Annotated in this window: 19 protein-coding genes; 13 read left to right on the forward strand and 6 right to left on the reverse strand. The window is 73.2% G+C overall.

Annotated features, from left to right (window positions below; all coding sequences use genetic code 11):
* The first annotated feature begins 113 nt into the window (after positions 1 to 113).
* The 5 genes from pheS (at position 114) to SMD11_RS26750 (ending at position 7163) form a co-directional block, all read left to right on the forward strand.
* On the forward strand, positions 114 to 1235 hold the full coding sequence (gene pheS / locus SMD11_RS26730) for a phenylalanine--tRNA ligase subunit alpha (RefSeq protein ID WP_087928879.1): 1122 nt from the start codon (positions 114 to 116) through the stop codon (positions 1233 to 1235).
* Positions 1235 to 3745 carry a phenylalanine--tRNA ligase subunit beta gene (gene pheT / locus SMD11_RS26735; protein WP_087928880.1) on the forward strand — a complete coding sequence of 837 codons (2511 nt, stop codon included), beginning with the start codon at positions 1235 to 1237 and terminating at the stop codon, positions 3743 to 3745. Before pheS ends, pheT begins: the two co-directional genes overlap by 1 nt.
* Before the next feature lie 257 nt (positions 3746 to 4002).
* Positions 4003 to 5169, forward strand: coding sequence for a PP2C family protein-serine/threonine phosphatase (locus tag SMD11_RS26740; RefSeq protein WP_087928881.1), 1167 nt, complete (start codon positions 4003 to 4005; stop codon positions 5167 to 5169).
* Between the two features lie 79 nt (positions 5170 to 5248).
* Positions 5249 to 6586, forward strand: coding sequence for a transcriptional regulator (locus SMD11_RS26745; protein WP_087928882.1), 1338 nt, complete (start codon positions 5249 to 5251; stop codon positions 6584 to 6586).
* A gap of 46 nt (positions 6587 to 6632) precedes the next feature.
* Positions 6633 to 7163, forward strand: coding sequence for an NUDIX hydrolase (locus SMD11_RS26750; RefSeq protein WP_087928883.1), 531 nt, complete (start codon positions 6633 to 6635; stop codon positions 7161 to 7163).
* A 52-nt stretch (positions 7164 to 7215) separates the two neighbouring features.
* Here SMD11_RS26750 and SMD11_RS26755 read toward each other — a convergent pair whose 3' ends face one another.
* Positions 7216 to 7476 (reverse strand): hypothetical protein, encoded by a 261-nt coding sequence (locus SMD11_RS26755; protein WP_087928884.1) that lies wholly within the window; start codon positions 7474 to 7476, stop codon positions 7216 to 7218.
* Between the two features lie 232 nt (positions 7477 to 7708).
* A complete protein-coding gene (locus SMD11_RS26760) occupies positions 7709 to 8566 on the reverse strand; it encodes a 3-hydroxybutyryl-CoA dehydrogenase (protein ID WP_087928885.1) in 858 nt (285 codons plus the stop codon).
* Positions 8567 to 8778: 212 nt separating this feature from the next.
* On the opposite strand from SMD11_RS26760, the gene SMD11_RS26765 reads away from it, so the two are divergent.
* Positions 8779 to 10035: a glycoside hydrolase family 10 protein gene (locus SMD11_RS26765; RefSeq protein ID WP_418952485.1), complete on the forward strand. Its 1257-nt coding sequence runs from the start codon at positions 8779 to 8781 to the stop codon at positions 10033 to 10035.
* A gap of 14 nt (positions 10036 to 10049) precedes the next feature.
* Here SMD11_RS26765 and SMD11_RS26770 read toward each other — a convergent pair whose 3' ends face one another.
* Positions 10050 to 10253, reverse strand: a complete 204-nt coding sequence (locus SMD11_RS26770; protein ID WP_087928887.1) for a DUF1918 domain-containing protein — start codon at positions 10251 to 10253, stop codon at positions 10050 to 10052.
* A gap of 141 nt (positions 10254 to 10394) precedes the next feature.
* Between SMD11_RS26770 and SMD11_RS26775 the strand changes: the two genes are divergently transcribed.
* Positions 10395 to 10769, forward strand: a complete 375-nt coding sequence (locus SMD11_RS26775; protein WP_087928888.1) for an RNA-binding S4 domain-containing protein — start codon at positions 10395 to 10397, stop codon at positions 10767 to 10769.
* Positions 10770 to 10806: 37 nt separating this feature from the next.
* Here the strand turns inward: SMD11_RS26775 and SMD11_RS26780 are convergent, their stop codons facing one another.
* Positions 10807 to 11445 (reverse strand): NAD(P)-dependent oxidoreductase, encoded by a 639-nt coding sequence (locus tag SMD11_RS26780; RefSeq protein WP_087928889.1) that lies wholly within the window; start codon positions 11443 to 11445, stop codon positions 10807 to 10809.
* A gap of 75 nt (positions 11446 to 11520) precedes the next feature.
* A complete protein-coding gene (locus tag SMD11_RS26785) occupies positions 11521 to 12444 on the reverse strand; it encodes an EamA family transporter (RefSeq protein ID WP_199843959.1) in 924 nt (307 codons plus the stop codon).
* Between the two features lie 76 nt (positions 12445 to 12520).
* Between SMD11_RS26785 and SMD11_RS26790 the strand changes: the two genes are divergently transcribed.
* Complete coding sequence (locus SMD11_RS26790; RefSeq protein ID WP_087928890.1) at positions 12521 to 13018, forward strand: MarR family winged helix-turn-helix transcriptional regulator; 498 nt, start codon at positions 12521 to 12523, stop codon at positions 13016 to 13018.
* Positions 13019 to 13168: 150 nt separating this feature from the next.
* On the opposite strand, the gene SMD11_RS26795 is transcribed toward SMD11_RS26790, so the two are convergent.
* Positions 13169 to 15391 carry an NADP-dependent isocitrate dehydrogenase gene (locus SMD11_RS26795; protein WP_087928891.1) on the reverse strand — a complete coding sequence of 741 codons (2223 nt, stop codon included), beginning with the start codon at positions 15389 to 15391 and terminating at the stop codon, positions 13169 to 13171.
* A 135-nt stretch (positions 15392 to 15526) separates the two neighbouring features.
* Between SMD11_RS26795 and argC the strand changes: the two genes are divergently transcribed.
* The 5 genes from argC to SMD11_RS26820 all read left to right on the forward strand — a co-directional run bounded on the left by argC (position 15527) and on the right by SMD11_RS26820 (position 20562).
* Positions 15527 to 16555 carry an N-acetyl-gamma-glutamyl-phosphate reductase gene (argC, locus tag SMD11_RS26800; protein WP_087928892.1) on the forward strand — a complete coding sequence of 343 codons (1029 nt, stop codon included), beginning with the start codon at positions 15527 to 15529 and terminating at the stop codon, positions 16553 to 16555.
* A gap of 130 nt (positions 16556 to 16685) precedes the next feature.
* A complete protein-coding gene (argJ, locus tag SMD11_RS26805) occupies positions 16686 to 17837 on the forward strand; it encodes a bifunctional glutamate N-acetyltransferase/amino-acid acetyltransferase ArgJ (protein WP_087928893.1) in 1152 nt (383 codons plus the stop codon).
* Complete coding sequence (argB, locus tag SMD11_RS26810) at positions 17834 to 18775, forward strand: acetylglutamate kinase (protein ID WP_087928894.1); 942 nt, start codon at positions 17834 to 17836, stop codon at positions 18773 to 18775. Before argJ ends, argB begins: the two co-directional genes overlap by 4 nt.
* Positions 18776 to 18822: 47 nt before the next feature.
* Positions 18823 to 19968 carry an acetylornithine transaminase gene (locus SMD11_RS26815; RefSeq protein WP_087928895.1) on the forward strand — a complete coding sequence of 382 codons (1146 nt, stop codon included), beginning with the start codon at positions 18823 to 18825 and terminating at the stop codon, positions 19966 to 19968.
* A 51-nt stretch (positions 19969 to 20019) separates the two neighbouring features.
* Positions 20020 to 20562 carry an arginine repressor gene (locus SMD11_RS26820; protein WP_087928896.1) on the forward strand — a complete coding sequence of 181 codons (543 nt, stop codon included), beginning with the start codon at positions 20020 to 20022 and terminating at the stop codon, positions 20560 to 20562.
* The last annotated feature ends 54 nt before the right edge of the window (positions 20563 to 20616 follow it).

Genomic DNA, 20616 nt, shown 5'->3' on the forward strand with positions numbered 1-20616 from the left:
GGCACCTTTGGCACGACCTTGGCACCATCTCAGGGGCGAAGCCGCGCAGCGAAGGCGAAGCCTGGGGGTACCTCCCAGCGGTAGCTGGGGGACAATCGGAAGCACGGGAAGAGATGTCCGCACCCAATAAGTCGTACGACCCTGTCGAGGTCGAGGCACTGAAACCGGAAGAGCTCGAGCGCATGCGGGACGAGGCGCTCGCCGCCTTCGCCGCGGCCGCCGACCTCTCCGCCCTCCACGAGGCGAAGATCGCCCACACCGGTCCCACGTCGCCGCTGTCCCTGGCGAACCGCGAGATCGGCGCCCTGCCGCCGCAGGCCAAGGCCGAGGCCGGCAAGCGCGTGGGTATGGCCCGCGGCGCGGTCAGCAAGGCCCTCGCGGCCCGCCAGGCCGAGCTGGAGGCCGAGCGCGACGCCCGGGTGCTCGTGGAGGAGGCCGTGGACGTCACGCTCGCGTACGACCGCGCCCCCGCCGGCGCCCGGCACCCGCTGACCACGCTCTCCGAGCGCATCGAGGACGTCTTCGTCGCGATGGGCTACGAGGTGGCCGAGGGCCCCGAGGTCGAGGCCGAGTGGTTCAACTTCGACGCGCTGAACTTCGAGCCGGACCACCCGGCCCGTGCGATGCAGGACACCTTCTTCGTCCAGGACAAGCAGGGCAAGGCCGACTCCGGCGTCGTGCTGCGCACCCACACCTCCCCGGTGCAGGTCCGCACGATGATCGACCGCGAGCCGCCGGTCTATGTGATCTGCCCCGGCCGCGTCTACCGCACGGACGAGCTGGACGCCACCCACACCCCGGTCTTCACCCAGGTCGAGCTCCTCGCCATCGACGAGGGCCTCACCATGGCTGACCTCAAGGGCACCCTGGACCACATGGTCCAGGCGCTCTTCGGCACGGGCATGTCCACCCGGCTGCGCCCGAACTACTTCCCGTTCACCGAGCCGTCCGCCGAGATGGACATGCAGTGCTACGTGTGCCGCGGTGAGTCGGTCGGCAACCCCGACCGCCCCTGCCGCACGTGCTCCAGCGAGGGCTGGATCGAGCTGGGCGGCTGCGGCATGGTCAACCCCCGGGTGCTGATCGCCGCGGGCATCGACCCGGAGAAGTACAGCGGATTCGCCTTCGGGTTCGGCATCGAGCGAATGCTGATGTTCCGCCACAACGTCGAAGACATGCGAGACATGGTCGAGGGTGACGTGCGCTTCACCCGGCCGTTCGGGATGGAGATCTGATGCGGGTCCCGCTTTCTTGGCTGCGGGAATACGTCGACCTGCCGGCCGGTGAAACCGGTCGCGACGTGCAGGCCAAGCTCGTTGCCGCCGGCCTGGAGGTCGAGCGCGTCGAGCAGCTCGGCGCCGGTCTGAAGGGCCCCCTGGTCGTCGGCCAGGTCCTCACGATCGAGGAGCTGGAGGGCTTCAAGAAGCCCATCCGCTTCTGCACGGTCGACGTCGGCACCGCCAACGGCACCGGCGAGCCCCAGGAGATCGTCTGCGGCGCCCGCAACTTCTCCGTCGGCGACAAGGTCGTCGTGGTGCTCCCCGGCGCCGTCCTGCCCGGTGACTTCGCGATCGCCGCCCGCAAGACGTACGGCCGCACCTCGCACGGCATGATCTGCTCGGGCGACGAGCTGGGCATGGGCGACGACGGCACGCACGGCATCATCGTGCTCCCGCAGGAGTACGAGCCGGGCACCGACGCGATCGAGCTCCTGGAGCTCGTCGACGAGGTCCTCGACATCGCCGTCACCCCGGACCGCGGCTACTGCCTGTCCATGCGCGGTGTGGCCCGCGAGGCCGCCACCGCCTACGGCCTGCCGCTGCGCGACCCGGCCCTGCTGGACGTCCCGGCGCCCAACAGCTACGGCTACCCCGTCAAGGTCGCCGACCCGGCCGGCTGCTCCCGCTTCACCGCCCGCACCGTCACCGGTGTCGACGCGGAGGCGCGCTCCCCGATCTGGCTCCAGCGCCGCCTCCAGAAGGCGGGCATGCGCCCGATCTCGCTCGCCGTCGACGTCACCAACTACGTGATGCTCGAGCTGGGCCAGCCGCTGCACGCCTACGACCGGTCCCGCGTGGACGGCACGATCGGCGTGCGCCGTGCCGAGCGCGGCGAGAAGCTCACCACCCTCGACGGCACCCAGCGCACGCTGCACCCCGAGGACCTGGTGATCACCGACAACCGCGGCCCGATCGGGCTCGCGGGTGTGATGGGCGGCGCCGAGACCGAGATCGGCGACCACGCCGCCGGTCAGGGCTCCTCCGAGATCGTCATCGAGGCCGCGCACTTCGACGCCGTCTCCATCGCCCGTACGGCCCGGCGCCACAAGCTGTCCTCCGAGGCGTCCAAGCGCTTCGAGCGCGGCGTCGACCCGAACGCCGCCTCCGCGGCGGCCCAGCGCACCGTCGACCTGATGGTGCTGCTGGCGGGCGGCACCGCCGAGGCCGGCGTCACCGAGATCGTCGCCCCCAGCGGGCCGCGCACGATCTCGATCAGCGCCGACCACCCGGACCGCGTCGCCGGTGTCCAGTACGGCCGGGAGACCGTCGTCCGCCGCCTCCAGCAGGTCGGCTGCGACGTCTACGGGCAGGACGAGCTCATCGTCACCGTGCCCAGCTGGCGCCCGGACCTCACCGACCCCAACGACCTCGCCGAAGAGGTCATCCGCCTGGAGGGCTACGAGAACCTGCCCTCCACCCTGCCGCGCCCGCCGGCCGGCCGGGGCCTGACCGAGCGGCAGCGTCTGCACCGCCGGGTCGGCCGCGCCCTCGCCGGCGCCGGCTACGTCGAGGCGCTCAACTACCCCTTCCTCGGGGACGCCGCCCTCGACCAGCTCGGCCTGGCCGCCGACGACCCGCGCCGCACCGTGGTGCGCCTGGTCAACCCGCTCGCCGACACCGAGCCGGCGCTGCGCACCACGCTGCTGCCCGGCCTGTTCGCCGCCCTGCGGCGCAACGACGGCCGCGGTGGGCACGACCTCGCGCTGTTCGAGACCGGCCTGGTCTTCCGGCCGACCGGCGACGAGCCGGCCGCCGTCCGGCTGCCCGTCGACCGCCGCCCGACCGACGAGGAGATCGCCGGCCTGAACGCCGCGCTGCCCCGGCAGCCGCGCCGGGCCGCCGTCGTCCTCGCCGGCTCCCGCGAGCTGGCCGGCTGGTGGGGCAAGGGCCGCGAGGCCACCTGGGCGGACGCCGTCGAGGCCGGCCGCACGGTCGCCCGTGAGGCCGGCGTGGAGCTGATCGTCCGTCAGGACCAGCACGCGCCGTTCCACCCGGGCCGCTGCGCCGCGCTGCTCGCCGTCATCGACGGCCAGGAGGTGTTCGTCGGCAGCGCCGGTGAGCTCCACCCGCGCGTCACCAAGGCCTTCGGCCTGCCGGAGCGCACCTGCGCCATGGAGATCGAGCTCGACCTCCTGGAGCGGGCCGGCACCGGTCCCCTCCAGGCCCCCCGCGTCTCCGCCTTCCCGGTGGCCACCCAGGACGTCGCGCTCGTCGTGGACGCCTCGGTGCCCGCCGCCGACGTCGAGGCCGCCCTGCGGGCCGGCGCCGGCGAGCTCCTGGAGTCGCTGCGCCTGTTCGACGTCTTCGTCGGCGAGCAGCTCGGCGAGGGCAAGAAGTCGCTGGCGTACGCGCTGCGGTTCCGCGCCGCGGACCGCACGCTGACGGCCGACGAGGCCTCGGCCGCCCGCGACGCCGCCGTCGCCTCGGCGGTCGCGCGCACGGGCGCGGTGCTGCGCGGGGCGTGAGTCCCGCTGTTTCCACCGGGTCCTCCGGGACCCGGTCCGGCGGTGTGAGCCGCCGGGCCACCGAGGGGCGCATCCGGTTCACCGGGTGCGCCCCTCGCGCGTGCCATCGTCCCTGAGTGTCCGAATATCACTCAATAGGGTGGAATTGAAGGGTCAGGTCGTTACTCGGCGGTGAGTGCTCGCGAGAATCGAGTGCGTCATTGCTGCTAGGGGGGCCGACGGCATGATCCGGACAAGGGCGGTGCGCTGGGGAGGGGATGGTGTTCGCGCTTCCCGGACTCTGGGTGCTGGCCGTCGTCGCCGCGGAGCTGCTGAGCCCCCGCGGCACCCATCTCGTCCAGCTGCTCGCCGCCGCGCCCGCCCTCGCCTGCGCCGGCACCGGCCGCCGCCAGTGCGTGCTGCTCGCCGGGGTCTGCGCCCTCCTCGCGCTCGTCCCGCTGGGCTCGGCCGGCCGCCTCGACGCCGCCGCCCGGCTGGGCACCTGCTGCGCGGTCGTCGCGGTCGCCGCCCTCGCCCATCTGCTCACCGCCGGCCGCCGCCGGCTCCTGCGGGAGCTGGAGCGCGCCCGCGAGGTCGCCGCCGCCGCGCAGCGGACACTGCTGCGCCCCCTGCCGCCCCGGCTCGGCGGGATGACCCTCGCCGGCGGCCATCTGTCCGTCAGCGAGGGCGCGCTCGTCGGCGGCGATCTCTACGAGGCCCTGGCCACCCCGCACGGCGTCCGCGTCGTCATAGGGGACGTCCGCGGCCACGGCCTCGGCGCGATCGGCACCGTCTCCGCCGTCCTCGGCAGCTTCCGCGAGGCCGCGCACGACGAGCCGGAGCTTCCCGGGGTGCTGCGCCGCCTGGAGCGCGCGCTCCAGCGGCAGCTCGGCGAGCGGGCGCTCGGCGAGGAGTTCGTCACCGTCCTGCTCCTGGAGGTGGGCCCCGACGGCCTCGTCAAGGCCCTCAACTGCGGCCACCCCTGGCCCTACCGCCTCTCCCGCACCCCCGGGCACCGGGTGCGCGCCACGGCCGTGGGGCGCGGCGATCCGCTGCCCCCGCTCGGCCTGTTCCCGCTGCCCGCGGAGCTGCCGGTCCTGCGGCTGACGTGGCTGGCGCCGGGCGACGCCCTGGTGCTGCACACCGACGGCGCGGAGGACGCGCGGGACGCCCGGGGGGAGTTCTTCCCGCTGGCGCGGGTCCTGGCCGACGCGGCCCCGGTCACCCCCGTCGTCCCGGCGGCGGTCGTCGAGCGGGTGCGGACGGCGCTGCTGCGCCACACCGGGGGCCGGTTGTCCGACGACATGGCCCTGATGGTGCTCCGCCGGGACCGCTGCCGGGTCCCCGGCACCGCCCCGCGCCCCGGTGCGCTCACCTCCGGTGCCCGCCCGTTCGACCCCCGGGAAACGCCCTCGCGGCGGCTGGAAGACACCGCTCCGCTCTGACGCTCGGCGACGTCCGGTTCACACCCCGTGCGAAGGGATCTCCACTACGCTGACCTCACCGAGCGCACCGGAGGGCAGGATGGAGCCCAACACACTGCTTGACGCCATCCTCGACGAGGCGGGCATCTCCCACGCCGGACTTGCCGCCCATGTCAACGCGGCGGGCCGGGCCCGGGGTCTGGCGCTGCGTTACGAACACACCGCCGTCGCCCGCTGGCTGCGCGGTCAGCGCCCCCGGGGCCAGGTGCCCGACCTGATCTGCGAGGTCCTCGGGGAGCGGCTGCGCCGCGCGCTCACCCTCGACGACATAGGCCTCGGCACCCCGGGCAGCCCCCGGCTGCCCAACACCCCGCTCTCCGGCTTCGTCGAGCGCGCCACCGCCCTGTGGCGCTCGGACGAACAGCAGCGCGAGCACATCGTCAGCGCGCCCGCCGTCACCGGGACGCCCGCCGTCATCCCGGTCTGGGAGTGGGAGAACCCGCCCGAGGACGCCGATGTCTCCCGGCGCGGCCTGACCCGGGTCTCCATGGACGACATCGAGATGCTGCGCGCCGCCCGCGCCCACTACGAGCAGATGTACCGCAAGGCCGGCGGCATCGCCACGCGCGCCCGGGTGGTCGGTTTCCTCAACGCCGAGGCCGCGCCCCTGCTGCGCGGCAGCTACACCGACGAGACGGGCCGTCAGCTCCACCGGGCCACGGGCGGGCTGGTCGCCGTCGCCGGGATCTGCGCCTACGACTCCGACGCCCACGGCCTGGCCCAGCGCTACTTCCACCAGGCGCTGCGGCTGGCCAAGGCCAGCGGGGACCGGGGCCTCGGCGCGTATGTGATCGCCCTGCTGGTCAACCAGTCGCTGTTCATGAGGGAGTACCGGCAGGCCGTCGCGTTCGCCGAGTCCGCGCTGCGGTCCGCCGGGCCGGAGCTCACCCCGGCGCTCGCCGCCGACCTCTACGCGATGCAGGCCAAGGCGTACGCGCGGCTGGGCGACGGCGCGGGGGCGCTCGCCTGCATCCGCCGCGCCGAGACCGCCGCCGAGCGCATCCACCGCGGCGCGGAACCCGCCGAGACCGGCTACGTCCAGCCGGGCCTGGTCAATGTCCAGGTGGCGGAGGCCCTGCTCAGCCTCGGCGACCTCGGGCCCGCCCGTGAGCACGCGGACCGCGCCGTCGACACCCCCGCCCACGACCGGGGCCGTGTCCACCGGCTCGCCATGCTCACGCACATCGAGCTGCGTCAAGGAGACGCGGACAAGGCGGTGGCCACCGCCCGGGAGATGACCGAGCAGGCGAGAGGCATGGAATCGCAGCGCTTACGGGACCGGCTCCGGGCGGTGCGCGAGCACCTGATCGAGAGTGGGTGTGCGGCTACCGCCGAGGCCGCCGAGATGATCGACGGGGCGTTGCGCGTGCCCTTGTGAGGACAGCGCCCGGGGAGGTGGCCACCTTGGCGGAAGGTGGCAATACGTGCGTTGGAAGAATCTCAAGGAGCGGACGGTCTACTCGAACCGCTGGTTCCGGGTCAATCTCGCGGATGTCGCACTCCCCGACGGCCGCCACCTCGATCACTTCGTCATCAGGCTGCGGCCCGTCGCCGTGGCCACGGTGGTCAACGAGGCCAATGAGGTTCTGCTGCTGTGGCGGCACCGCTTCATCACGGACACCTGGGGCTGGGAACTGGCCGCGGGTGTCGTCGAGGACGGCGAGGACCCGGCCTTCGCGGCGGCCCGGGAGATGGAGGAGGAGACCGGCTGGCGGCCCGGCCCCCTGCGGCACCTGATGTCCGTCGAGCCGTCCAACGGCCTCACCGACGCCCGGCACCACATCTACTGGTCGGACGAGGCCGAGTGCATGGGCGAGCCGGAGGACGGCTTCGAGTCGGACCGCCGGGAATGGGTGCCGCTCAAGCTGGTGCCCGACATGATCGGCCGCGGCGAGGTGCCGGCCGCCAACATGGCGGCGGCGCTGCTGCTCCTGCACCACATGCGGCTCGGCTGAGCACCTTCTCCCGTGGACGGGGGCCGGGGTGAGGATCAGGTGCGTACCGTGCTCACCGGCCCGCCGCCTGCCAGACGGTCAGCCCCAGGGCGGCGAGCCCGGTGAGCGCGGCGAGCGACGGCAGCGGCCACCTGCCGTGTTCGAGGGCCCGTAGCCGCACCGCCATCTCGCTGATGTCGCGCTCCGACTGATCGCTGCGCTGGGTGAGGAGGGCGAGGTGGCCGTCGATGCGGACGACGCCGACATCGAGGCTACGACGGAGCTCCGCGAGCTCGGCCGACGACTTGACGGCGTGCTCGGGATGGCTGGTCACGGTACGTACCCCTTCCGGAAGACTCTCCGTGTGTGTGTTCACGAGGGGAGTCAACCGCGCGGACGCAGGGGGCGGGAGCGTGTGCGGAGGGTGAGTGCGGGTCACCGTCGCACACCCCGTGCGAACACGGGTGTGCGACGGTGACGCGGCGTCACACCGGGGCGCCGCGGGGGCCCGTGGGCGTCCGCCCGCGGGCCCGTGGGGGCGCCGGCGGGCCGGCCCGGCAGGTGTGTCAGTAGGTGTAGAAGCCCGAACCGGTCTTACGGCCGAGGCGGCCCGCGTCGACCATGCGCTGGAGCAGCGGGGGAGCGGCGTACAGCGGCTCCTTGTACTCCTGGTACATGCTGTCCGCGACCGAGGCGACCGTGTCCAGGCCGATCAGGTCGGTGAGCTTCAGCGGGCCCATGGGGTGGGCGCAGCCGAGCTCCATGCCGTTGTCGATGTCCTCGCGGCTCGCGATGCCCGACTCGAACATCCGGATCGCCGAGAGCAGGTAAGGGATGAGGAGGGCGTTGACGACGAAGCCGGAGCGGTCCTGCGCCCGGATGGCGTGCTTGCCCAGGACCTGGGAGACCAGGGCCTCGGCGCGCTTGATCGTCTCCTCGCCGGTGGTCAGCGCGGGGATCAGCTCGACGAGCTTCTGCACCGGGGCCGGGTTGAAGAAGTGGATGCCGATGACCTGGTCGGGGCGGGAGGTCGCCACGGCCAGCTTCACCAGCGGGATGGAGGAGGTGTTGGAGGCCAGGATGGCGTCCGGGCGGGTGATCACCTGGTCGAGCACCCGGAAGATCTCCGTCTTCACCTGCTCGTTCTCGACGACCGCCTCGATGACGAGGTCGCGGTCGGCGAACTCGCCCAGGTCCGTGGTGAAGCTCAGCCGCGCCAGCGTCGCGTCCCGCTCCTCCTCGGTGATCTTGCCGCGTTCGGCGGCCTTGCCGAGCGAGTTCGTCAGGCGGGTGCGGCCCAGCTCCAGGGCCTCGCCGGTGGTCTCCGCGACCTTGACGTCCAGGCCGGAACGGGCGCAGACCTCCGCGATGCCCGCGCCCATCTGGCCGCAGCCCACCACCCCGACGCGTGCCACGTCTGCCACAGTGTCCGTCACATCGTGCCTTTCGCTGATCTTGGTCGTCCGGCGGGTGGCCGTACCTCTTACCGCTGGTAGCGATGGGGAGGACCCCCGGCGCGTGCCCGCCTCGATCCAGACGTTACTCCGCGACAGGCGGTGCCCGGCTGGCCGGGGCGGGCATGCTCCCGCCGTATGGTGTGACCGATCCGACAAGGAGTGGGCCGCATATGGGGCGTATGAGTCGAAGAGGGTTCACCGTGGCCGCCGCGGGAGTGATGTCCGCGATGCTGGCGAAGGAGGAGGCGAGCGCCCGCGAGGGGGTCCCGGGAGCCGCCGACGTCCGCAAGCCGGGTGAGCTCCACCGGAAACGTGAGTTCCGCGGAATGTGGATCGCGACCGTCGTCAACGTCGACTGGCCGTCCAAGCCCGGCCTGACCCCCGACCGGCAGCGCGCGGAGCTGATCGCGCTCCTCGACGCCGCCGTGGCCCGCCGGCTCAACGCCGTGGTCCTCCAGCTGCGGCCGACCGCCGACGCCTTCTGGCCCTCGCCCCACGAGCCGTGGTCGGAGTACCTGACCGGGGTCCAGGGGCGGCATCCCGGCTGGGACCCGCTGGCCTTCGCCGTGCGTGAGGCCCACAAGCGCCGCCTGGAACTGCACGGCTGGTTCAACCCCTACCGCGTCGCCAACCACACCGACCCCCGCAAGCTGACCGCCACCCACCCCGCGCGGCTGCACCCGGACTGGGTGGTGCGCTACGGCGGCAAGCTCTACTACAACCCCGGCCTGCCGGAGGTCCGCCGCTTCGTCCAGGACGCGATGCTCGACGCCGTCACCCGCTACGACCTGGACGGCGTGCACTTCGACGACTACTTCTACCCCTACCCCGTCGCCGGGCAGAAGTTCGACGACGACGCCGCGTACGCCCGGCACGGCACGGGCTTCCCCGACCGGGCCGCCTGGCGGCGCGACAACATCGACCGCCTCGTGCGGGAGATGGGCCGGCGGATCAGGGCACGCAAGCCGCACGTGCGCTTCGGGATCAGCCCCTTCGCCGTCTGGCGCAACAGATCCACCGACCCCCGGGGCTCGGACACCAGGGCCGGTGTCCAGACCTACGACGACCTGGGCGCGGACACCCGTAAATGGGTGCGCGAGGAGTGGATCGACTACATCGTCCCGCAGGTGTACTGGCACCTGGGCTTCGCCGCCGCCGACTACGCCAAGCTCGTGCCGTGGTGGGCGGAGGCCGTGCGCGGCACCGATGTGCAGCTGTACATCGGCGAGGCGCTCTACCGGGCGGGCGACCCGGGGCAGCCCGCCCCCTGGCAGGACCCGGCCGAGCTCTCCCGGCACCTCTCCTTCGCCCGGGGCTGCCCGGAGGTGCTCGGCCACGTCTGGTTCTCGGCGAAATTCGTGGTCAGCGACCCGATCGGGGCGATGGCGCGCGTGGTCCAGGACCACTATCCGGGCCGCGCGCGCCCACCCCGCTGAGCCGTGGCGGAGCGCTAGACCTGGTCGGTGGACTGACGGCGGTGGTCCACCGAGGTGTCGGGGCCCGGGGACATGATCGTCTCGTGTCCGTTCTCGGCGCGGACACGGAACGGCGGGGTCCCGTTCGGCCCCAGGACCTCCACGATCTCCACGACGCGGTCGTGCTCCCCGACCACGCGGCCGTGCGTCACCAACCGGTCGCCCTTGCTCGCATGCATTGGCGTGCCCTTCGTCTCGAGGTCCGACACGTGTGCTGGGACGGTGCCAAGTCTACGGTCGGCGGGGGCGAACGGCCCGTCCCCGTGGGCATCCGGGCGAGAGTGCCGGGTTCCCGGCGGAGGGGGCACTAGAGTCGGGGCATGGCTGAAGACGAGGGGCCCGTGCGGGTCGACAGCTGGATCTGGTCCGTGCGGCTCACGAAGACGCGCTCGCTGGCCGCGACGGCCTGCCGCGCGGGTCACGTGCGGGTCAACGGCGAGCGGGTCAAGCCCGCGCAGGCCGTGCGCCCCGGTGACGAGGTGCGGCTGCGCCTGGCCGGGCACGAGCGGATCGTGGTCGTCTCCCGGCTCGTCCGCAAGCGGGTCGGCGCCCCGGTGGCCGCCGAGTGCTACGTCGACAACAGCCCGCCGCCCCCGCCGCGCGAGCAGGTCGCGGTGGCGGCCGTGCGCGACCGCGGCGCCGGGCGCCCGACCAAGCGCGACCGGCGCGAGCTGGAGCGGCTCCAGGGCCGCTGACGCGTACGGGCGGGACCCCCGTGCCCGCCCGGCGCGGTCAGTACCCGACGGTGAACCGCGTCCGCCGGTGCCGGGGGTTCTCGGCCTCGTCCAGGAGCGCCACGGCCAGGTCCTCCATCGAGACGGCCGACTCGCCCTTGGCGTCGACGATCAGCTCGTCCGTGCCCAGGCGGTAGCGGCCCGTGCGGGTGCCCGGCTCCAGGAGGGCGGGCGGGCTCAGGTACGTCCAGTCCACCTCGGTGGCGGCGCGGCAGGCGGCCAGCTGGGCGTTGCAGGCCAGGGCTATGGGCCGCCAGGAGGGCGGGAAGTCCGGGGCGTCGGCCACGGTCGTGCCGCCGGTACCGGGCACGGTGAGGCTGCCCGCGCCGCCGACGACCAGGAGGCGGACCCCGGTCCCGGACAGCCCGGTCAGCAGCCCCTCGGTGGTCGTGAGCAGGTCGCCCTCGCTGCCCTGGGCCGGCCGGGTCGCGGTGACGACCACGTCCTGGCCGGCGGCGAGCCGGGCCACGTCCCGCGGGTCGGCCGCGTCGCCGGTGCGGGCGTGGGCGGCGGCGGGCAGCTCGGGGAAGCGGGCCTCGCGGCGGACGACGGCGGTGACCTCGTGGCCCCGGCCGAGGGCCTCGGTGACCACGCGGCTCCCGACGTTGCCGGCCGCTCCGAACACGGTGATGCGCATCTTTCCTGCTCCTTCGACGGACGTGCGGATGTTCAGCGGATGTTCAAGGGGTGCTGCGCCGGTGATCCGGGTGCTTCAGCGGGCCGAGCGGGCGGGCACCGCGGCGCGGGGCGCGCCGGCGGGGCCGGCCGGGGGCCGGGCCCCGGGAGCGGGCCGCCGCTGCGCCACCACGAGCGCGGCGAGGATGACGAGCCCGCCCGCCGCCTGGGCCCAGGTGAGCCCCTGGCCGAGGGCGGCCAGGCCCAGTGCCGTGGCCACCAGCGGGCTGAGCAGCCCGAGGAAGGTGACCTGGGTGGGGGACAGCTCGCGGATGCCCCGGAACCACAGGGCGTACGCGAGGGCCGAGCCGACGGCCGTCAGATAGCCGTAGCCGGCCAGGTTGGCGGTGCTCAGCGAGGCCGGCGGCGGGCCCTCGACCAGGAGCGCGACGGGCAGCAGCAGGACCCCGCCCGCGACCAGCTGCCAGCCGGTCGTCGCGAGCAGCGGCGCGGGGGAGACCCACCGCTTGCTGAGTACGACGCCCGTGGCCATGACGACCGCGCCGCCCGCCGCCGCGGCCACCCCGAGGGCGTCCAGCCGGGCGTCGGCCCGGAGGACGAGGAGGCTGACGCCCGCCACCCCCGCGACGGCGGTGAGCAGGGTGCGCCGGGTCAGGCGCTCACCGAGCAGGCCGGCGGCGAGGAGGGCCACGAAGAGGGGCTGGAGGGCGCCGATGGTGGCGGCGACCCCGCCCGGCAGCCGGTAGGCGGCGACGAAGAGCAGGGCGAAGAACGCCCCGATGTTGAGCGCGCCCAGTACCAGCGCCCGCCACCACCAGATCCCGCTCGGCAGCCGCCGGGTCGCGGCGACGAGGACCAGCCCGGCGGGCAGGGCCCGCACCACGGCGGCCAGCAGCGGCCGGCCGGGCGGCAGCAGCTCGGTGGTGGCCAGATAGGTCGTACCCCAGATGGCGGGCGCGAGGGCGGTCAGTGCGACGGTCCCGAATCGATTGCTTAGCACTAAAGCAATGTATCTCACCGCTAAGGTATCCGTCCAGGGTTTACCTCACCGCTAAGGAACTGCTTAGGCTGGGGGCATGACAGATCACGTCGACCGAGTACTGGAACAGTGGCGCGCGCGCCGCCCCGACCTCGACGCCTCGCCCATGGCGGTCATCGGCCGCCTCTCGCGGCTCTCCCGCCTGGTCGACGCCGAGCTGCGCCGCACGTTCACCGCGCACGGGCTGGACGCCGCCTCGTTCGACGTCCTCGCCACCCTGCGCCGCAGCAACGCCGAGCACCGCCTGACGCCCGCCGAGCTGATGCGGTCGTCGATGGTCACCTCGGGGGCGATCACCCAGCGCCTCGACCGCCTGGAGGCCCGCGGCCTGGTGACCCGCACCCCCAGCGCCTCGGACGGCCGCAGCATGGTCGTCTCCCTCACCGAGGAGGGCCTCACCCTCATCGACCGGGTGCTGCCCGACCACATCGCCACCGAGGAACGCCTGCTGGCCGGCCTGGACCGGGACGAGCGGGACGCCCTCGCCGACTCGCTCCGGAAGCTGCTGGAGTCCCTCGGCGGGAAGCCGGCCTGACCGGCCGGGAGACCTCCCTCGTAAGCCCCTCTCCCGAAAGGGACACCCCCGGGAAACAGGCCGCCCCCGGCCGGCGGAATGCCGGTCGGGGGCGGTCGTTCATCGGGTGCGGGCGGTGGGTGGCCTGGAAGGGCCGTCCCGCCGTCGCGGTCAGGCGAGGGTCGCGAGCGCCTCGTTGAAGGTCGCCGACGGGCGCATGACGGCCGCGGCCTTCTCGACGGACGGCTGGTAGTAGCCGCCGATGTCGGCCGGCGAGCCCTGGACGGCGATCAGCTCGTCGACGATCGTCCGCTCCTGCTCGGCCAGCGACTTGGCGAGCGCGGTGAACGCCTCCGCGAGCTGGGCGTCGTCGCTCTGCGCCGCCAGCTCCTGGGCCCAGTAGAGCGCCAGGTAGAAGTGGCTGCCGCGGTTGTCGATGCCACCGAGGCGGCGGCTCGGCGACTTGTCCTCGTTGAGGAACGTGGCCGTGGCGCGGTCGAGGGTGTCGGCGAGCACCTGGGCGCGCGCGTTGCCCGTGGTCTGCGCGAGGTGCTCGAAGCTCGCCGCGAGCGCGAAGAACTCGCCCAGGCTGTCCCAGCGCAGGTAGTTCTCCTTGACCAGCTGCTGGACGTGCTTCGGCGCGGAGCCGCCGGCGCCGGTCTCGAACAGGCCGCCGCCGTTCATCAGCGGGACGACCGACAGCATCTTGGCGCTCGTGCCGAGCTCCAGGATCGGGAACAGGTCGGTCAGGTAGTCACGCAGGACGTTGCCGGTGACGGAGATCGTGTCCTCGCCGCGGCGGATGCGCTCCAGCGAGAACTTCGTCGCCTCGACGGGCGACATGATCTCGATCCGCAGACCCTCGGTGTCGTGCTCCGGCAGGTACGCCTTGACCTTCTCGATGAGCCGCGCGTCGTGCGCGCGGTTCTCGTCGAGCCAGAACACGGCCGGGGCGCCGGCGGCGCGGGCGCGGGTGACGGCCAGCTTGACCCAGTCGCGGATCGGCGCGTCCTTGGCCTGGCACATGCGGAAGATGTCGCCGGCGTTCACGGCCTGCTCCAGCACGACGGCGCCCGCGGCGTCGACGACGCGGACGGTGCCCGCGGCGGCGATCTCGAAGGTCTTGTCGTGGCTGCCGTACTCCTCGGCCTTCTGCGCCATCAGGCCGACGTTCGGGACCGAGCCCATCGTCGACGGGTCGAAGGCGCCGTGGGCACGGCAGTCCTCGATCACGGCCTGGTAGACGCCGGCGTAGCTGCTGTCGGGGAGCACCGCGAGGGTGTCCGCCTCCTGGCCGTCCGGGCCCCACATGTGGCCGGAGGTGCGGATCATGGCCGGCATGGAGGCGTCGACGATGACGTCGCTCGGGACGTGCAGGTTGGTGATGCCCTTGTCGGAGTCGACCATCGCCAGGGCCGGGCCCTCGGCGAGCTCGGCCTCGAAGGACGCCGAGATCTCCGTGCCCAGGTGCGGCACGGACTCCAGGCCCTTGAGGATGGTGCCGAGGCCGTCGTTGGGGGACAGGCCGGCCGCGACGAGGGCCTCGCCGTACTTCGCGAAGGTCTTCGGGAAGAAGGCGCGCACCACGTGGCCGAAGACGATCGGGTCGGAGACCTTCATCATCGTGGCCTTCAGGTGCACCGAGAACAGCACGCCCTCGGCCTTGGCGCGGGCGATCTGCGCCGTCAGGAACTCGCGCAGCGCGGCGACGCGCATCACGGAGGCGTCGACGACCTCACCGGCGAGGACGGGCACGGACTCGCGCAGCACGGTGGTGGTGCCGTCCTCCGCCGCCAGCTCGATGCGCAGCGTGCCGGCCTCGGCGATCACCGCGGACTTCTCGGTGGAACGGAAGTCGTCGGCGCCCATGGTCGCGACATTGGTCTTGGAGTCGGAGCTCCAGGCACCCATGCGGTGCGGGTGGGTCTTGGCGTAGTTCTTGACCGAGGCGGGGGCGCGGCGGTCGGAGTTGCCCTCGCGCAGGACCGGGTTGACGGCGCTGCCCTTGACCTTGTCGTAGCGCGCGCGGACGTCCTTGTCCTGCTCGGTCTTCGGGTCGTCCGGGTAGTCCGGCAGCGCGTAGCCCTGCGCCTGGAGCTCGGCGACCGCGGCCTTCAGCTGCGGGATCGAGGCCGAGATGTTCGGCAGCTTGATGATGTTCGCGCCCGGCGTCTTGGCGAGCTCGCCCAGCTCGGCGAGGGCGTCCTCGATGCGCTGGCTCTCCTCGAGGAACTCGGGGAAGCCGGCGATGATGCGCCCGGCCAGAGAGATGTCACGGGTTTCCACGGTGACGCCGGCCGCCCGGGCGTACGCCTGGATCACGGGCAGGAAGGAATGCGTCGCCAGGGCCGGAGCCTCGTCGGTGTGCGTATAGATGATGGTCGAGTCAGTCACCAGGTGCTCCGCTCCACGTCTCTGCAACATTGCTCGACATCAAGATATCTCGTACCTCACCTTCTCTCGACAGGGGTGGGCATTGCATAAATCTTCAACGCTTCGTATAGTCATGCCATCGACGAGGAGGGACCGATGGCAATCCATGCGGCAGTGGCAGGAGCGAGCGGATACGCGGGCGGTGAGGTGCTGCGCCTGCTGCTCGGCCACCCCGAGGTCCGTATCGGCGCGCTGACCGCGCACTCCAGCGCCGGGCAGCGGCTCGGATCGGTGCAGCCGCACCTGCCGCCGCTCGCCGGCCGGGTGCTGGCGGAGACCTCCGCCGAGACCCTCGCCGGGCACGACGTCGTCTTCCTCGCCCTGCCCCACGGCCAGTCCGCCGCCGTCGCCGAGCGGCTCGGCGAGGACGTGCTGGTCGTGGACTGCGGCGCCGACTTCCGGCTCAAGGACGCGGCGGACTGGGAGCGGTTCTACGGGGTGCCGCACGCGGGCACCTGGCCGTACGGCCTGCCCGAGCTGCCCGGCGGCCGCGAGGCCCTGCGCGGCACCAAGCGGATAGCCGTGCCGGGGTGCTACCCCACGGCCGTCTCCCTCGCCCTCCTCCCCGCCTACGCCGCCGGCCTCGCCGAGCCCGAGGCCGTGATCGTCGCCGCGTCCGGCACCTCCGGCGCCGGCAAGGCCGCCAAGCCGCACCTCCTCGGCAGCGAGGTCATGGGATCCATGAGCCCGTACGGCGTCGGCGGCGGCCACCGCCACACCCCCGAGATGGTCCAGAACCTCTCGGCCGCCGCCGGTGAGCGCGTCACCGTCTCCTTCACGCCCACCCTCGCGCCGATGCCCCGCGGCATCCTCGCCACGTGCAGCGCCAAGGCCCGCCCGGGCGTCACCGCCGAGAGCCTCCGGTCGGCCTACGACAAGGCCTTCGCGGACGAGCCGTTCGTCCACCTCCTCCCCGCGGGGCAGTGGCCGTCCACCGGCGCCGTCACCGGCTCCAACACCGCCCTGGTCCAGGTGGCGCTCGACGCGGCCGCGGGCCGGATCGTCGTCGTCAGCGCGATCGACAACCTCACCAAGGGCACCGCCGGCGGCGCGGTGCAGAGCATGAACATCGCCCTCGGACTCCCCGAGGAGCTGGGGCTGCCCACCTGCGGGGTGGCGCCGTGAGCGTCCGCCGCGCCGTCGCCACCGCACTGGCACGCCTCGTGCCGTGCGGCCCGCCGGCCGGTCCCCAGGATCCACCGAACAGTCCCGCACAGCCGCCCCACGCGGGCAGGGAAGCCAACGAGGAGTCGCAGTGAGCGTGACCGCAGCAAAGGGATTCACGGCGGCCGGCGTCGCCGCGGGGATCAAGGAGAGCGGCAACCCCGATCTCGCCCTGGTGGTGAACGAAGGGCCACGGCTGGCGGCCGCGGGCGTCTTCACCGCCAACCGGGTCAAGGCGGCCCCCGTCCTGTGGTCCGAGCAGGTCGTCAAGGGCGGCGCGATCTCCGCCGTCGTCCTCAACTCCGGCGGCGCGAACGCCTGTACCGGACCGCGGGGCTTCCAGGACACCCACGCCACCGCCGAGAAGGCCGCCGAGGCCCTCGGGCACAGCGCGGGGGAGATCGCCGTGGCCTCCACCGGGCTGATCGGTGTGTACCTGCCGATGGACAAGCTGCTGCCCGGCATCGAGAAGGCCGCCGCCGGACTCTCCCCGCACGGCGGCGAGAAGGCCGCCATCGCCATCAAGACCACCGACACCGTCCACAAGACCGCCGTGGCGGAAGGGGACGGCTGGGTCGTGGGCGGCATGGCCAAGGGCGCCGGCATGCTCGCCCCCGGCCTCGCCACCATGCTCGTCGTCCTCACCACCGACGCCGACGTCGACGCCCCCGCCCTCGACCGGGCCCTGCGCGCGGCCACCCGCACGACCTTCGACCGCGTCGACTCCGACGGCTGCATGTCCACCAACGACACGGTCCTGCTGCTCGCCTCCGGGGCCTCCGGCGTGGAGCCCGCGGCCGACGCCTTCGCCGAGGCGGTGCGCAGCGTCTGCGACGACCTCGCCCGCCAGCTGATCGGCGACGCCGAAGGCGCCTCCAAGGACATCCGCATCGAGGTGATCAACGCCGCGAGCGAGGACGACGCGGTGGAGGTGGGCCGCTCCCTCGCCCGGAACAACCTGCTCAAGTGCGCGATCCACGGTGAGGACCCGAACTGGGGGCGGGTGCTGTCCGCGATCGGCACGACCTCCGCGGTCTTCGACCCGGACCGGCTCAACGTGGCCATCAACGACGTCTGGGTCTGCCGCGACGGCTCCATCGGCGACGACCGCGACCTCGTCGACATGCGCTACCGCGAGGTGCGCATCACCGCCGATCTGGCCGCCGGCAGCGAGACCGCCGTCATCTGGGCCAACGACCTGACCGCCGACTACGTCCACGAGAACAGCGCGTACTCCTCATGACGATCCCCGACGCCACCGCGGGCGCCACCCGTAGGCACACCGCCCTCCCCAAGGCCCGCATCCTCGTCGAGGCGCTGCCCTGGCTCACGCGCCACCACGGCAAGACCGTCGTCATCAAGTTCGGCGGCAACGCCATGGTCGACGACGAGCTCAAGGCCGCCTTCGCCCAGGACGTCGTCTTCCTGCGGCACGCCGGCCTCAAGCCCGTCGTCGTGCACGGCGGCGGCCCGCAGATCAGCGCCCAGCTGGAGCGGCACGGCCTGGTCAGCGAGTTCAAGGCGGGCCTGCGGGTCACCACCCCCGAGGCCATGGACGTCGTCCGGATGGTCCTCGCCGGACAGGTCCAGCGCGAGCTCGTCGGCCTGCTCAACGCCCACGGCCCGCTCGCCGTCGGCATGACCGGCGAGGACGCCCACACCCTCACCGCCACCAAGCACCTGCCCGAGATCGACGGCGAGCGCGTGGACATCGGCCGGGTCGGCGAGATCTCCGCGATCGACACCGGCGCCCTCCAGGCGCTGCTCGACGACGGCCGGATCCCGGTGGTCTCCTCCATCGCCCGCAGCGCCGACGACGGGCACGTCTACAACGTGAACGCCGACACGGCCGCCGCCGCCCTCGCCGCGGCCCTCGGCGCCGAGACCCTGATGGTCCTCACCGACGTCGAGGGTCTCTACGAGGACTGGCCGCACAGCGACGAGGTCATCAGCAGGCTCACCGCGAGCGAGCTGGAGCGGCTGCTGCCCGAGCTCGCCAGCGGCATGGTCCCCAAGATGGAGGGCTGCCTGCACGCGGTGCGCAACGGCGTCACCACCGCCCGCGTCATAGACGGACGGGTCCAGCACTCGATCCTGCTGGAGATCTTCACCGACGAGGGCATCGGCACCATGGTCGTGCCGGACGGTCACGACGAAGTAGAGAGGAAGGGCGACCAGTGAGCCCCGCGAGCAACGCCGCACTCACCCGGCGGTGGCAGGAAAGCCTCATGGACAACTACGGCACCCCGCGGGTGCCGCTCGTCCGGGGCGCCGGCAGCACCGTCTGGGACGCCGACGGCCGCCCCTACCTCGACCTCGTCGGCGGCATCGCCGTCAACGCCCTCGGCCACGCGCACCCCGCGGTCGTCCGGGCGGTCTCGGAGCAGATCGCCACGCTCGGCCACGTCTCCAACCTCTTCACCGCCGAGCCGACGGTCGCCCTCGCCGAGCGCCTCCTCGCCCTCGACGGCCGCCCCGGCCGCGTCTACTTCGGCAACTCCGGGGCGGAGGCGGTCGAGGCCGCCCTCAAGATCGGGCGGCGGACCGGGCGCACACACATGGTCGCCACGGCCGGCGGCTTCCACGGCCGCACCATGGGCGCCCTCGCCCTCACCGGCCAGCCCGCCAAGCAGGCGCCTTTCCTGCCCCTGCCCGGCGAGGTCACCCACGTCCCCTACGGTGACGCCGACGCGCTCCGCGCCGCCGTCACCACCGACACCGCGCTCGTCGTCCTGGAGCCCGTGCAGGGCGAGAACGGCGTGGTCGTACCGCCGGCCGGCTATCTCGCCGCCGCCCGGGAGATCACCCGGGCCACCGGCACCCTCCTCGTCCTGGACGAGATCCAGACAGGTATCGGCCGCACCGGCCACTGGTTCGCGCACCGGGCGCAGGGCGTCGAGGCCGACGTCGTCACCCTCGCCAAGGGCCTCGGCGGCGGCCTGCCGATCGGCGCGACGCTGGCCTTCGGGCCCGCCGCCGACCTGCTGACACCCGGTCAGCACGGCTCGACCTTCGGCGGCAATCCCGTTGCCTGCGCGGCCGCCCTGGCCGTCCTCGACACCCTGGAGGCCGAGGGGATCCTCGGGCACGTCGGGCGCGTGGGCGCGCTGCTGCGTGACGGGATCGAGGCGCTCGGCCACCCCGCGGTCGACCACGTCCGTGGCGCGGGCCTGCTGCTGGGTATTGTCCTTTCCGAGCCCCTCGCACCGAAAGCGCAGTACGCGGCACAGGAGGCGGGGTTCCTGGTGAACGCGGTCGCACCCGACGTGGTGCGGCTGGCCCCTCCGCTGATCATCACCGAAGATGAGGTGGAAACGTTCCTCCGGGCGCTGCCCGGCGTCCTGGACGCCGCGACCGCCGGCGAGGGGGCGTAGGAGGCCTTTTCCGAGGCCACGGGGAACGACGATGCGGAGACAGACGAGACGATGACCGAGGCGCAGGAGTCCGAGCCGTTCCACGGCGGACAGGCCGTACCGCAGACCCGCACCGCCCGCCACCGCAGGATCGTGGACATCCTCGGCCGGCAACCGGTGCGGTCGCAGAGCCAGCTCGCCAAGCTGCTCGCCGACGACGGACTCTCCGTCACCCAGGCCACGCTCTCCCGGGACCTCGACGAGCTGGGCGCGGTCAAGATCCGCAACACCAACGGCGAGCTGATCTACGCGGTGCCCTCCGAGGGCGGCGACCGCACCCCCCGGGCCCCGCTGGGGGAGTCGGCGACCGAGGCCCGGATGGGCAGGCTGGCGGGCGAGCTGCTGATCTCGGCGGAGGCGTCCGCGAACCTCGTGGTGCTGCGCACCCCGCCGGGCGCCGCCCAGTTCTTCGCCTCGGCCATCGACCAGGCCGGCGTCCACGAGATCATCGGCACCATCGCCGGCGACGACACCGTGATGCTCATCAGCCGCGACCCCAAGGGCGGCCAGGCCCTCGCCGACCACCTGCTCAGGCTGGCGCAGAAGGAGCGCTGAGCAGGGCGGGCGGGCCGGCCCCGGTTTGGCACCGTGCCACCACGGGGCATGGTT

Origin of the sequence: Streptomyces albireticuli, from assembly GCF_002192455.1 — a bacterium.
GTDB lineage: Bacteria > Actinomycetota > Actinomycetes > Streptomycetales > Streptomycetaceae > Streptomyces > Streptomyces albireticuli_B.